Here is a 13,207-nt window from a genome sequence, read left to right on the forward strand (position 1 = left end):
ATGAGTTATTTCACCGAAACCAATTCCGTTGAGACAGTCAATGCCCGCATGGGGGCGCAGACCGATCCGCGTCTTGCCGAGATCATGTCCAGTCTGGTGAAGCACCTTCATGGCTTCGCGAAAGACGTGAGTCTGACCCAGGAAGAATGGGATTTCGCCATTGGCTTTCTGACAAGAACCGGCCAGATGTGCTCAGGCGAACGGCAGGAGTTCATTCTGCTCTCCGACGTTCTCGGTTTCTCGATGCTGGTCGATGCGATCAACAACCGCCGGCCGGAAGGGGCGACGGAGAACACGGTCTTCGGGCCATTCCATGTCGCCGACGCGCCGATCCGGCAGATGGGCGATTCGATCAATCTCGATGGCAAGGGCGAAAGCTGTCTGTTCGAGGGCCGAGTGCTGGACCTCGACGGCCATCCGATCGAAGGTGCGTCGGTGGACGTCTGGTCGGATAACGCCGACGGCTACTATGACGTCCAGCAGCCCGACATTCAGCCGAAGTGGAACAATCGCGGCCGCTTCATTACGGCGGCGGATGGACATTACAGTTTTGTCGGCATCAAGCCCGTGAGCTACCCGATCCCCGATGACGGACCTGTCGGCAAGATGCTGGGTCAACTCGGCCGGCATCCCTACCGCCCGGCGCACATGCACTATCTTATCACGGCGCCCGGCTATCAGAAGCTCGTTACCCATACGTTTGTCGGCGGTGACGAGTATCTGGAGTCAGATGCCGTTTTCGGCGTGAAGACCACCCTGATCGCGCCTTACGAGAAGGTCGACAACGGTGAGACGCTCTGGCGGTCCCCCTTCGATTTCGTGCTCGTTCCACGGTGAGGACAGGATGCCCAACATCAAGATCTTCGTCGACGAGACACAGTACAGCGCGGTGAGGAGCGGGCTGGCTGCCTTGCTCCCGGATTTGCGGACCGCGCTGTGCTCCAGCCTCAGGGTCGACAATGCGGCGTTCCAGATTGCCGTTATCCCGGTTCTGGGAATGGCGGACCAGCCCCAGGTCAATGTCGAGATGCAGCTTATGCCGCGGCCCGAGCGCACCCGCGAGGTCGTATCCGAACTCGCAGGACAGTTGCGCGCGAGTGTCGCCAAAGCAACCGGTCAGTGCGTGGCGGTGCGCGTCGCCATGCTCGACGCCGCGACCTATGTGGCGTTGAAATAGAGGAAAAACTAAGCCGGTCAGCTCCGTCGGTGGGTGACTTGTTCGGCGTGGTCCATCCGCGCCTGCAACCGTTCCGACTCCGCCTGAAGGAAGGTGATGAATTGCTGTGCCGCAGGCGGTCTCTGTCTGTCGCTCTTGGTCAGGATTCCCAGTTGCCGGTCCGGGTGGTCGATCTTCAGCGGCAACACCGCGAGGGGGATGGTACGCCGTGTCTGGAAGACCACTGAGTAGGGCAGCACCGTCAGCGAATCCGATCCGGTCAGCACCGACTGGATGGATGCCAGCGTGCCGCCGGAAAAATTCACCATGAAGTCTTCTTGGCCGATGGATTTCAGCGCCCGTTCGAGGTCCCGATAAAGCGGGCTGTCGGCCGGCGGAGCAATCCACGGGTAATTGGCGATGTGAGACAGCGAGATCGCCTTGATCCGCGTGAGGGGGTGATCGACGCGGCAGGTAATGACATTGCGACCGGAGAGAAGCGGCAGGAAATCCATGTCCGGCGGCACCTGGCGCGGATGAAGCGGCAGGATGGCAATGTCGAGGCCGCCGTTCTTGAGGCCGGCTTCCAGCGTATCGAGATAGCCGTAGGACTGGTCGATATGGACATCCGAATTGCGAGACTGGAATTCGGCGATCATGGTGGCGATGACGCCATCGGTGAAGATCGGCGAGCCGCCGACGCGGAGCCTCCCGGCCAGTCCCTGGCGAAACCGGCGCACCAGAAGGCTCGCGTCCTTATTGGCGATGCGGATCCTGTTGCCGAGGCGCGCGAGGCTTGCGCCCAGTTCGGTCGGTCGCAGCGGACGGCGGCCCGGCTCGAAAAGCGGCATTCCGATGCGCTTCTCCAGCAGGGCCATGCTCCGTGAAACCGAAGGCTGCGACTTTCCGAGTTCGTCGGCGCCTTCGGTCAGGCCTCCCTTTTCGACGATGACCGCCAGGATCTCTAGATGTTCGCTGTCAATCTTCATAACTCAATGCGATATTATATTCCGCACATCCGATCAATATTCCTGTGTGGCTGGGCTAGCATCCGAGCTGAAATACAGAGCAGCGGAAGCCTGCAGGGGGAGCCTGGTGTCGTTTTTCCGGGAGGAGTTTATCGCGCGTAGCGCAGCCGTGCGCGTTCGCTTCGGTCCCGGCGTGCGCCGGTCCGTCGCAGAGGAGATGGAAGCGCTCGGGGCCCGGCGCGCGTTAATCCTGACCACGCCGCAGCAGGCCGAACTCGCCGATGAGTTCTCCGCCTATTGCGGCGGGCTCGCTGTGGGCAGCTATACCGGCGCAACGATGCACACCCCCGTGTCGGTGTCGGAGGATGCCACTAGGCTGGCGGGTGCACTCGGTGCGGATGTACTGCTTTCGGTCGGCGGAGGCTCGACGATCGGCCTCGGCAAGGCGATCGCGTTGAGGACGGACCTGCCCCAGATCGTTGTCCCCACCACTTACGCCGGTTCCGAGGCGACGCCCATCATCGGCCAGACGGAAAACGGCGTGAAGACCACGCAGTCGACTGCGAAGGTCCAACCGGAGGTCATCCTCTATGATGCCGAACTGGTCACCACGCTGCCGGTGGAAATGACCGTCACTTCCGCCCTGAACGCAATGGCTCATGCCGCCGAAGGGCTCTATGCCCGTGACCGCTCGCCGATCTCCACACTGATGGCAGTCGAGGGGCTGCGCGCCTTCCGCGATGGTCTGCCACGGGTGCTCGCCAATCCGGAGGACACGTCGGCGCGTGGCGAAACCCTCTACGGGGCGTGGCTTTGCGGAACCGTTCTCGGGCAGGTGGGCATGGCGCTTCATCACAAGCTGTGCCACACGCTGGGTGGTAGCTTCGACCTGCCGCATGCGCAGACGCATGCAATTGTGCTGCCGCATGCCATCGCATACAACGCGCAAGCTGCCCTCGAACAGCTCGCGCCGCTGGCCGAGCTTTTCGGCGACAGCAATCCCGGTCGGGGTCTGCGCAGCTTCGCCAAGCAGGTCGGCTCGCCGATGGCGCTGAGAGATCTGGGGCTGGCGGAGGCCGATCTCGACCGTGCGGCAGATCTTGCTGTCGCCAATCCCTACTGGAATCCGCGGCCGGTCGAGCGCGATGCGATTCGCAAGCTATTGCAGGCCGCATGGGCGGGAGAGGAGCTCGCCGTCTGACACTCTTCGGCGGCCCGCGCAGCCCGCCCTTTCGTTCTCTTGGGAGGAGACTACATGCCCGACATCACAACGGATGTCCTGATTATCGGCACAGGGCCCGCAGGTTCGGCAACGGCCGCGCTGCTTTCGACCTACGGCGTCGCAAACATGGCGGTCAATCGCTATCGCTGGCTGGCCAACACGCCGCGCGCGCACATCACCAATCAGCGTGCCATGGAAGTGCTGCGCGATCTCGGGCGCGAGGTCGAGGACGAGGCCTACATGTTCGCCACGCATCAGGACCTGATGGGCGAGAATATCTTCTGCGAGAGCCTCGCCGGTGAGGAGATCGGGCGGATGAAGGCGTGGGGCAATCATCCCCTCTCCAAGGCCGAACATCTGATGTCGTCGCCGACCAAGATGAACGACCTGCCGCAGACCTTCATGGAGCCGCTGCTGTTCAAGACGGCCTGCTCGCGCGGTACCCAGGCGCGGATGTCGACGGAATACCTCCGTCACATACAGGATGCCGAAGGCGTCACCACCACCTGCCTCGATCGTCTGACCGGCCGTGAGTTCACCATCCGCTCGAAATATCTCGTGGGAGCGGACGGCGGGAAATCGCTGGTGGCAGAGAACGAGAACCTGCCCTTCGAGGGCAAGATGGGCGTCGGTGGCTCGATGAACATCCTGTTCAGGGCAGACCTCTCCAAATACGTCGCCCATCGCCCGTCGGTGCTGTACTGGGTCATGCAGCCGGGTGCCGATGTCGGCGGCATCGGCATGGGGCTGGTCCGCATGGTCCGCCCGTGGAACGAATGGCTGATCGTCTGGGGCTACGACATCAACGCGCCCGAACCTGAGGTGACGCCCGAATTCGCCACCGGCGTCGCGCGTCAACTGATCGGCGACCCGGAGCTCGAAATCGAGCTGTTGTCGGCCAACACCTGGACCGTCAACAACTACTACGCCACCAAGACCTCCAACGGCCGCGTGTTCTGCATGGGCGATGCGATCCACCGCCATCCGCCGTCGAACGGTCTGGGCTCGAACACCTCCATCCAGGACGCCTTCAATCTCGCCTGGAAACTGTCGATGGTCCTGAAGGGACAGGCAGGCGAGCGGCTCCTTGACAGCTACGACGCCGAACGGGCGCCGATCGCCAAGCAGATCGTCACCCGTGCCAACCAGTCGATCGCCGAGACCGGCCCGATTTTCGCTGCGCTCGGCATGGCGGAAGGCGTCGACCCCGAGCAGATGCAGAAGAACCTCGAGGCCCGCACCGACGGGACCGCTGAGGCCGAAGCGCAGCGCGAGGCGATCCGCAAGGCGATCGCCTTCAAGAAATACGAGTTCGACGCCCACGGGGTGGAAATGAACCAGCGCTACCGTTCGAATGCGGTGGTGACAGACGGGCAGATCGAGCCGGCGTTCCAACTGGATGCGGATCTGCACTACCAGCCCACCACATGGCCGGGCGCGCGATTGCCGCATGTCTGGCTCTACCGACATAGCGACGGGGCCGAGACTTCCACGCTCGACATCTGCGGCCATGGCCGCTTCACCCTGCTGACCGGTCTGGGCGGAGAGCCTTGGGTGGATGCTGTTCAAAAGGTGGCTGAGGGACTGGGAATCGAGATCGTGACCCACGTGATCGGTCCGCGTCAGAACTACATCGACCACAGTGGCGAATGGGCGCGGCTCGCCGAAATCAGCGACAATGGTTGCCTGCTGGTCCGTCCCGACCACCACGTCTGCTGGCGCGCCACATCGCTTTCAGAAGATCCGAAAGCCGATCTGGGCCGGGTTCTGAAAGCCATTCTGGCGCGATAGTCGCCCCGCTGCGCCCAATCCGCCGTCGTCCGTGCCCGCGTTGCCCTCACGACGTTGAGCCAGGCGCGGTCGTTTCGGGCGCGGCTGGTTCGGGTCGCCAGGTCTGGCGGTGCCGTCGAGGATGGATGCCGAAGCGGATTGTCCGATCTGTCCGGAGACGTGGTCGAAGCACGGCTGGGCGATCCGGGGCAACGGCGTGATCGAATCCCGTCACCCGCTCCAGGTTTCCTGTACTGCAATATGTTACGCGAGGCCGCCGGGAGGCGGCCTTGCCGTTTCTGCCGCCGCTGGCAGGTCGTCTGCGGGAACTTTACCCCGTGCCCGGATCGCTGCGGCCGGCGTCAGTCTCCGCGCGGCCGCTTGCTGGCGCCCGGCACGGCGAAGCGACGGCCGACAACAGCGCGATGGCTGCGAGGGCCTTCTCGTCATGTCCCTGTCCGGACGCTGGCGACGCGGGAAGTGGTGCCGCTGAAGGGACTCGAACCCCCGACCCCATCATTACGAATGACGTGCTCTACCAACTGAGCTACAGCGGCGTATCAGACCGGGGCGGGAGCGCCCCGTATATGACGCGGCACCAGGCCGCGGTCCCGGCGGCGCGGAGCCGATCCGGTTGCTTGCCGAGCCGGTTGGCCGTGCCTGCCTTGTGTGAAGGCCCCGATGGCCGGAACCCTGTCTGTTCCGACAGGACGCTGCCACGGGAAAGGCGATGCCGGACGACCGGTCCGTCAAGGTGGCCGTGTGATAGCGGACAAGCGGGCGGCGCGCAAGAGGCTTTGCGCCCGCCGTCCCCGCTTCGGGCCGGAGCCTGCGGATCGGTGTTTCGCGCGCCTCAGCGCGACAGGTAGGTCGACTTGATCTGATTGGCGATGGCCTGGAACCGGCTGTTCAGCTCGGCGTCGTTCTCGGCCAGATAGTAGTCGCTCGGCGAGGAGGCGCAGTCGTTCATCACCTTCTTGGCCTGGGCATTGCTGCCGATCTGGAAGCCGACGGTGATGATCCTGATGCCGGACTTCTTGACGGCGTCGCACAGGGCGATGGCGCGGGTGGTGGAGGTCGTCGCCTGATCGAGCCGGGCGACCCAGTCATAGGTGGTCCTGGACACCGTCATCGGCCCGTCGAACCAGGTGTTGAAGTCGCCGTCCGTCATCAGCAGCATGTATTTCAGCACGCGCTCGTCGGAATAGGGGGCCGGCTTGCTGGCCGAAGGCCAAAGACCCGCCCATTTCTCCGACAGGGTGTACCAGCCCCAGGCGACGCCGGTCTGTCCGGCTGTGTTGCCGCTGGCCGCAAGATTGGCGATCGTGTGCAGCGGCGTGCCGGGCTTGGAGGAGGAGCCGGGATCGAGGGTCAAGGGAACCAGTTCGGCCTTCGGACAGACGAAGCCGGCGTGGTTGTTCATGCTGCGGCCGTCGTAGTAGTAGCCCCTTCCGCTGCTGGCCTGCTGAGCGCCCGGCCCAATGGCGGCGATGGTGTAGCTCGCGTCCGTATAGGCCTGGGCGCCCGTGCGCTCGGAGACGCAGCCGGGATAGGAGGTGCGGCTGGCATTCGCCCCCTTGGTGGCGAGGTTCGCCCGCGTGGAGCCGATATTGACGCCGCTGGCATAGGGCACCACGGCGATGCGGACCTTCTCGTTGGTCGCGACCGTGTCCGGCGGGACCAGCGTGTTGATGAAATTCGCCGCTGCGTTGCGCAGAGCAACGATGCGGCTGCCGGCCATGGAGCCGGTGACGTCGAGCACCAGCGTCGCCTCGACGCTCTTCGGATAGACCGCCTCGGCGCTGACGCTGACATTCAGCGCATCCGGCCCGAAGCCGGCAAGATGGATGAAATAGGTCGGCACGCTGGAGCGGGCCGAGACCTCGATCACCCGTGTCTCGGTGTTGATCTTCGGCTCGTCGATGATGATCTCGCCGCCGCCGCTGGAGCCCTTGATGTTGGCGCCGAAATAGGCCTGGTAGTTGGCGTCGAGATAGGCCTTGATCTCGCTTTCCGTCATGTTGCGCACGGACAGTTCGCGGGCGACCGCCAGCATCGCGGCATCGAGACCGCGGGCGATGGCCTGGCGCTGGTTGATGGCCCGTGCAAAGTCGAGCCCGGCGCCGCCGGCGACGATGATGAAGATCGCCAGAATGGCGAAGAGCGGCAGGATCGCGCCGTTGCGGTCCCTGCCGAAGCGGCGCGCCTGGCGCCTGAGCGCCGGAAGTTTTCCGTCCGAGTTGCAACTTGCCATCTTTACCCACTCCCGCGCCGGTACGACGACACGGCATTGCTGGCGGGACACTGGCACGAAGGAACGACCGGTTGGTTAAACCGGGTGCCGAAAGTCGGGGGTTTCTGCGGATCGGTTGACGAAGCGTTAAGGCATGAAACCAGCGACGCAGCGGCAGGACCGGGAGGGCAGGCGGACGGTCAGGGTTCGAGCTCGGTGTCCCAGTAGAGGAAGTCGAGCCAGCTTTCGTGCAGGTAGTTCGGCGGGAACAGGCGACCGTTGTTGTGCAGGTCCTGGACGGTCGGGGGGAAGGGCATGTGCATCGGCCACATGCCGATGTCGGCGCAGGACTTGTTGGCTTTGCGGAGATTGCAGGGCGAGCAGGCCGTGATCACGTTGTCCCAGGTGGTCTGCCCGCCTCTCGAGCGTGGGACGAGGTGGTCGAAGGTCAGTTCCTCGCGGGAGCCGCAATACTGGCACTGGAACCGGTCGCGCAGGAAGACGTTGAAGCGGGTGAAGGCGGGATGTCGGCTCGGTTTGACGTAGCTTTTCAGCGAGACGACGCTGGGAAGTCGGAACTCGCTGCTCGGACTTCGGACCGTGATGTCATATTCGGAGACGATATTGACCCGGTCCAGGAAGACGGCCTTCACCGCATCCTGCCACGCCCACAGCGACAGCGGGTAATACGCAAGCGGGCGATAGTCAGCATTGAGCACCAGGGCCGGATGAGCACCTGGAGAGACGGCGAGTGTCACACCTTCGCTCCTCATGCCTGCTTCGCCGACCTCGCGAAGGCGCATCGCAACCGCGATTCGCTTTCGGGCCGGACGACCGAACGCGGCGATAGTGTAGAGCGACAGTGACAGTCTTGTGAAGCCCGGCAACGCGCATGGCTTCACCCTGGCGACGCAGCGTCGCAGGAGAAGCGATCGGGCGCGGCACAGCGGAAAAAGCGCGGGTCCTTGCGGCCCGCGCTTTGCTGTTCCTGTGGTCTTGCGGCGGGCGTCAGCCGTGCGGCCACTCGCGGATGTCGACGAAATGGCCGGCGATCGCGGCCGCCGCCGCCATGGTCGGCGACACCAGATGGGTGCGGCCCTTGAAGCCCTGGCGGCCCTCGAAATTGCGGTTCGAGGTGGAGGCGCAGCGCTCGCCCGGCGCCAGCTTGTCGGCGTTCATGGCCAGGCACATGGAGCAGCCCGGCTCGCGCCAGTCGAAGCCGGCCTCGCGGAACACCTTGTCGAGGCCTTCCGCCTCCGCCTGGGCCTTCACCAGGCCGGAGCCCGGCACCACCATGGCATTGACGCTCTCGCGCACCTTGTGGCCGCGGATGACGGAGGCCGCGGCGCGCAGGTCCTCGATGCGGCCGTTGGTGCAGGAACCGATGAACACCCGGTCGACGGCGATGTCGGTGATCGGGGTGCCGGCGGTCAGGCCCATATATTGCAGCGCACGGCGCTTGGAGGCGCGGCGGTTCTCGTCCTCGATCGCCTCCGGATCCGGCACCCGGCCGGTCACCGAGACCACGTCCTCGGGGCTGGAGCCCCAGGTGACGATCGGCGGCAGGTTGGCGGCGTCGAGGCGGATCTCGGCGTCGAAATGGGCGCCCTCGTCGGTGAACAGCTTCTGCCAGTAGGCGACAGCCTTCTCCCAATCCGCGCCCTGCGGCGCCTTCGGACGGCCCTTGATATAGTCGAAGGTCTTCTGGTCGGCGGCGATCAGGCCGGCACGGGCGCCGCCCTCGATCGACATGTTGCAGACCGTCATGCGGCCTTCCATCGACAGCGCGCGGATAGCCTCGCCGGCATATTCGATGACATGGCCGGTGCCGCCGGCCGTGCCGATCTCGCCGATGATCGCCAGGATGATGTCCTTGGCGGTGACGCCGTCCGGCAGGGTGCCGTCGACGGTCACCCGCATGTTCTTGGCCTTCTTCTGGATCAGCGTCTGGGTGGCGAGCACATGCTCGACCTCGGACGTGCCGATGCCATGGGCGAGCGCGCCGAAGGCGCCATGGGTCGAGGTATGGCTGTCGCCGCAGACGATGGTCATGCCCGGCAGGGTGAAGCCCTGCTCGGGACCGACGATGTGGACGATGCCCTGGCGCAGGTCCGTTTCGCTGTAATACTCGACGCCGAATTCGGCGGCATTCTTCGCCAGCGTGTCGACCTGCAGCGCGGATTCCGGATCGTCGATGCCGTGGCTGCGGTCGGTGGTCGGCACGTTGTGGTCGACCACGGCCAGCGTCCGCTGCGGCTGGCGCACCTTGCGGCCGGTCATGCGCAGACCCTCGAAGGCCTGCGGGCTGGTCACCTCATGCACCAGATGGCGGTCGATATAGAGCAGGGCGGTGCCGTCTTCCTGGGTCTCGACGACGTGGTCGTCCCAGATCTTGTCATAGAGCGTGCGCGGAGCGTTCATCTGTCTCTCCTGGGATATCGGGTCCGGCGCGGGCCTTTAAGGTCTCCGGCCGGGTGCCGCTCGTGGCGGCGGAATGCGGTCTTGGGGAAACGTTTCGGCCTTTACCCGGCAGCGGCGCTGTCAGGCGAAAGGCCGGCGGTAAGGCCGGGATCGCCGGGCGAGGCGAAAAGCGCGTGGAACCGCGCCGGCAGGCGGCGGCGGTCGCCGATCTCGATGCGTTGCCAGCGGCGGGTGCGGGTCGGGCGCGGACGCGTGCAGGCCTGCGCGACCCGGGCGAGGCCGGCGGGCTGCGATGTCCTGCCGCGCGGCGGCGCGGGCGTCCTGTCACACGGTGCGACCGGCATGGTCTCCAGCGGCTCCAGCTTCCGACGCTGCCGGTCCCTCGCCGCCTCGGCGGGCGGCCGGCATGTCGATCGACAACGGGCCACGTCCGACGGCGGCGTCCGGCCCCTGGAGACCGCGCCTGCCGATGTGATGCCCGTTCCCTTTCATTTGCGCCGATTGCCTTGCCGGGTCAAGGCCGCAGTTGCCTGCGCGGCCCCGCCCGGGAGGAGCGTGCGACGGACATCAGCGCATCAAGCCCGGCAGCAGCAGCACCAGCGAGGGCACGGCGACGATCAGCGCCAGTCGGACGATGTCGACGAGGATGAAGGGAACGATGCCGCGGAAGATCCGCCCGAGCGGCACGTCCGGCAGCACCGTCTTCAGCACGAAGACGTTGAGGCCGACCGGCGGGGTGATCAGGCTGATCTCGGTGACCACGACGACGACAATGCCGAACCAGATCAGGTCGTAGCCGAGCGCGGCCATCATCGGCGCGAAGATCGGCACGGTGAGCAGCACCATCGAGAGGCTCTCCAGCACCATGCCGAGGCAGAGATAGACGCCGAGGACGGCGAGCAGGATGCCCCAGGGCGGCAGGTCGGACGCGGTCGCAAGGCCCGACAGGGCCGCCGGCAGGCCGGCGATATTGACGAAATTGGAGAAGATCAGCGCGCCGATCAGCACCATGAACATCATCGTCGTGGTGGCGGCGGTGTCGGCCAGCGTTTCCAGAAGCGTCGCGACGGTCAGCCGTCGGCGGGCGAGGGCAATGAGGAAGGCGCCGCTGGCGCCGATGCCGGCGGCCTCGGTGGCGGTGAAGACGCCGGCATAGATGCCGCCGATGACGAAGGCGAACAGGGCGGAGATGCCGGCGACGCCGGAGAGCGCCCGGAAGCGTTCGCGATAGGGCAGGCGTTCGGCCGGCGGGCCGGCTTCCGGGCGGAACCAGCAGACCGCGCGGACGGCGGCCATATAGCCGAGGACGCCGAGAATGCCGGGAATGATGCCGGCGATGAACAGTTTGGCGATGTCCTGCTGGGCGGTGACGCCGTAGAGCACCAGGATCACGGAGGGCGGGATCAGGATGCCGAGCGTGCCGCCGGCGGCGATGACGCCGCTCGCCAGCCCGTCGTCGTATTTGTAGCGGCGCATCTGCGGCAGGGCGACCTTGCCCATGGTCGCGGCGGTGGCGAGCGAGGAGCCGCAGACGGCGGAGACCCCGCCGCAGGCGACGGCGGTGGCCATGGCAAGGCCGCCGCGGCGATGGCCGAGCCAGGCGTGGCAGGCGGCGTAGAGCTCGTCGGAGAGCCCGGCGCGGGTGACCAGATTGCCCATCAGCACGAAGAGCGGCACCACCGACAGCGGATAGGACAGGCCGGTGTCGAAGGCGGTCTGCCCGACCATCGCCATGGCCGGGGCGAAGCCGAGGATCATCGTCAGGCCGAGACCGCCGACGGCGGCCATCGCGACGGCGATCGGCACGCCTGCGAACATCACGACAACGAGAATGACGAGGCCGGGAAGCCAGGTTTCCATGGTCTTGCGAGGTCCCTCGGGAGGTGGACGAGGCGGCCGTTCAGGGCTGCCGGCGCAGGATCAGCATGGCGGCGACGAGCGCGGAGACGCCGGTCAGGACCGCCATGACGAGGGCGACGGGTCCTAGCGGAATGCCGAGATAGACCGTGGCATCGCCATAGGAGGTGTAGTCGCGCCCGAGCAGGGCGAGCCGCCAGGTCAGCAGCGCCAGCACGGCCGCGGTGACGGCGAGCGACAGCCGCGCCAGAGAGCGCCGCGCCGCGCCCGGCAGCCGGCCGGTGAGAAGATCGACGGTGACATGCTCGCGCCGCGCGGTGACGATCGGCAGGCCGACGAAGACGACGAGCGCCAGCAGCACCTCGGTCAGCTCGAAGGCGCCGGGCAGCGGCCGGTTGAAGACATAGCGGCCGATGACGTCGACGAAGGTCACCGCCATCATCACCAGCAGCAGCAGCGCGGCGACGAGCTGGAGGAGGCGCGTCGCCACGGCGAGCGGCCGGAAGGGGCTTGCGCCCCCGCCGGTCGCGCCGTCGCGGGGCTCGCCGGTCATTTCGCCGCGGCGATCTCGGCCTTGAGCATGTCGATGGCGGCCTGGCCATCGATGCCGACGGCGGCGGCCGCATCGAGGAAGCCCTTCTCGACACCGGCGAGCTTGTCGGCGATGGCGGCGGTCATCGTCTCGTCGGCGGTGGTCTGGGCGACGCCCTTTTCCTCCATCACCTTGACGCCGGCCGCGTCGGCCGCGTCCCAGGCCTGGCCGGCCATGCGGGCCATGGCCTCGCCCGAGATGCCGTCGATGGCGGCCTTGTCCTCGTCCGAGAGCTTGTCCCAGGCGCCGCGGTTCATCACCACGAAGAAGGAGGTGTTGTAGAGGCCGCCGGGCACCGAGACGCCATGGCGGATCACCTCGTCGATGCGGAAGAAGGGCACGGACTCCGGCGGGAACAGGATGCCGTCGGCAACGCCGTTGGCGAGGATCTCGTAGACCTGCGGCGAGGGCGCCTGCACGCCGACCATGCCGAGCCGCGAGGCGATCTCGGCGACGATGCCGCCGCCGATGCGCATCTTCAGGCCCGCAAGGTCGTCGACCGAAGCGACCGGCTTGGCGGTGGTGTAGATGCCGCCCGGACCATGGGTGAAGACGGTGAGCAGCTTGACGCCCTCGTGCTCGTCGGCCTTCGACAGCATCGCCTCCTGCACCTTCCAGTAGGCGACGGACAGCGCCTCGGCGCTGTCGGACAGGAACGGTCCCTCGACCAGCGGCGTCAGCTTGAAGCGGCCGGGCGTGTAGCCGTGGACGCCGTAGCCGATGTCGGCGGCGCCGGAGCGGACCAGGTCGAACTGTGCCGGCGGCTTGCCGATCGGCGCGGCCATGATCTCGACCTTGACGCGCCCCTCGGTCGCCTTGGCGACCTCGTCGCCCCAGGGCGCCAGGATGTCCTTGACGATGGGGTGGGAGGGCGGCAGCCAGTTGGACACGCGCAAGGTGGTCTCGGCGGAGGCGGCAGTGGCGAGGCCAAGCGCCGCGACCGCGGTCAGCATCCCGATGAATTTCCGCATTTCAGTCCCCTCTGTCT

At 66.2% G+C, this 13,207-nt stretch carries 12 protein-coding genes, 1 tRNA gene and 1 pseudogene; 4 read left to right on the forward strand and 10 right to left on the reverse strand.

Translation table 11 applies throughout. The annotated features are described in order from the left end of the window. Together P2PM1_RS17400 and P2PM1_RS17405 are read left to right on the forward strand one after the other, a co-directional pair. On the forward strand, positions 1-837 hold the full coding sequence (locus P2PM1_RS17400) for an intradiol ring-cleavage dioxygenase (protein WP_186387625.1): 837 nt from the start codon (positions 1-3) through the stop codon (positions 835-837). Positions 838-844: 7 nt separating this feature from the next. Further along, the gene (locus P2PM1_RS17405) at positions 845-1,177 is read left to right on the forward strand and encodes a hypothetical protein (protein WP_186394080.1); all 333 of its coding nucleotides are present in this window, start codon (positions 845-847) and stop codon (positions 1,175-1,177) included. Between the two features lie 17 nt (positions 1,178-1,194). Here the strand turns inward: P2PM1_RS17405 and P2PM1_RS17410 are convergent, their stop codons facing one another. Further along, positions 1,195-2,145 carry a LysR family transcriptional regulator gene (locus P2PM1_RS17410; protein ID WP_186387623.1) on the reverse strand — a complete coding sequence of 317 codons (951 nt, stop codon included), beginning with the start codon at positions 2,143-2,145 and terminating at the stop codon, positions 1,195-1,197. Positions 2,146-2,251: 106 nt separating this feature from the next. On the opposite strand from P2PM1_RS17410, the gene P2PM1_RS17415 reads away from it, so the two are divergent. Next, positions 2,252-3,325, forward strand: coding sequence for a maleylacetate reductase (locus P2PM1_RS17415; RefSeq protein WP_186399912.1), 1,074 nt, complete (start codon positions 2,252-2,254; stop codon positions 3,323-3,325). 54 nt (positions 3,326-3,379) lie between these two features. Next, entirely contained in the window at positions 3,380-5,137 is a 1,758-nt protein-coding gene (locus P2PM1_RS17420; protein ID WP_186399913.1) for an FAD-dependent monooxygenase, read from the forward strand. Between the two features lie 108 nt (positions 5,138-5,245). Here P2PM1_RS17420 and P2PM1_RS25520 read toward each other — a convergent pair. The 9 genes and pseudogenes from P2PM1_RS25520 to P2PM1_RS17460 form a co-directional block, all read right to left on the reverse strand. Next, positions 5,246-5,335 (reverse strand): annotated as a pseudogene (locus tag P2PM1_RS25520) (IclR family transcriptional regulator); the annotation flags it as partial. A gap of 262 nt (positions 5,336-5,597) precedes the next feature. Beyond that, a tRNA-Thr gene (locus tag P2PM1_RS17425) sits at positions 5,598-5,673 on the reverse strand. Positions 5,674-5,969: 296 nt separating this feature from the next. Further along, positions 5,970-7,370 carry a TadE/TadG family type IV pilus assembly protein gene (locus P2PM1_RS17430; protein WP_186399914.1) on the reverse strand — a complete coding sequence of 467 codons (1,401 nt, stop codon included), beginning with the start codon at positions 7,368-7,370 and terminating at the stop codon, positions 5,970-5,972. A 179-nt stretch (positions 7,371-7,549) separates the two neighbouring features. Continuing rightward, complete coding sequence (locus P2PM1_RS17435; protein ID WP_208984908.1) at positions 7,550-8,107, reverse strand: HNH endonuclease; 558 nt, start codon at positions 8,105-8,107, stop codon at positions 7,550-7,552. Between the two features lie 250 nt (positions 8,108-8,357). Beyond that, on the reverse strand, positions 8,358-9,770 hold the full coding sequence (leuC, locus tag P2PM1_RS17440; protein ID WP_186387619.1) for a 3-isopropylmalate dehydratase large subunit: 1,413 nt from the start codon (positions 9,768-9,770) through the stop codon (positions 8,358-8,360). A gap of 101 nt (positions 9,771-9,871) precedes the next feature. Next, positions 9,872-10,114, reverse strand: a complete 243-nt coding sequence (locus tag P2PM1_RS17445; RefSeq protein WP_186387618.1) for a hypothetical protein — start codon at positions 10,112-10,114, stop codon at positions 9,872-9,874. A gap of 223 nt (positions 10,115-10,337) precedes the next feature. Then, the gene (locus P2PM1_RS17450; protein WP_186399915.1) at positions 10,338-11,630 is read right to left on the reverse strand and encodes a TRAP transporter large permease; all 1,293 of its coding nucleotides are present in this window, start codon (positions 11,628-11,630) and stop codon (positions 10,338-10,340) included. A gap of 40 nt (positions 11,631-11,670) precedes the next feature. After that, positions 11,671-12,180: a TRAP transporter small permease gene (locus P2PM1_RS17455; RefSeq protein WP_186399916.1), complete on the reverse strand. Its 510-nt coding sequence runs from the start codon at positions 12,178-12,180 to the stop codon at positions 11,671-11,673. Next, a complete protein-coding gene (locus P2PM1_RS17460) occupies positions 12,177-13,190 on the reverse strand; it encodes a TRAP transporter substrate-binding protein (RefSeq protein ID WP_186399917.1) in 1,014 nt (337 codons plus the stop codon). Before P2PM1_RS17460 ends, P2PM1_RS17455 begins: the two co-directional genes overlap by 4 nt. Between the last annotated feature and the right edge of the window lie 17 nt (positions 13,191-13,207).

The organism is Stappia sp. P2PMeth1 (genome assembly GCF_900185735.1).
Taxonomy (GTDB): domain Bacteria; phylum Pseudomonadota; class Alphaproteobacteria; order Rhizobiales; family Stappiaceae; genus Stappia.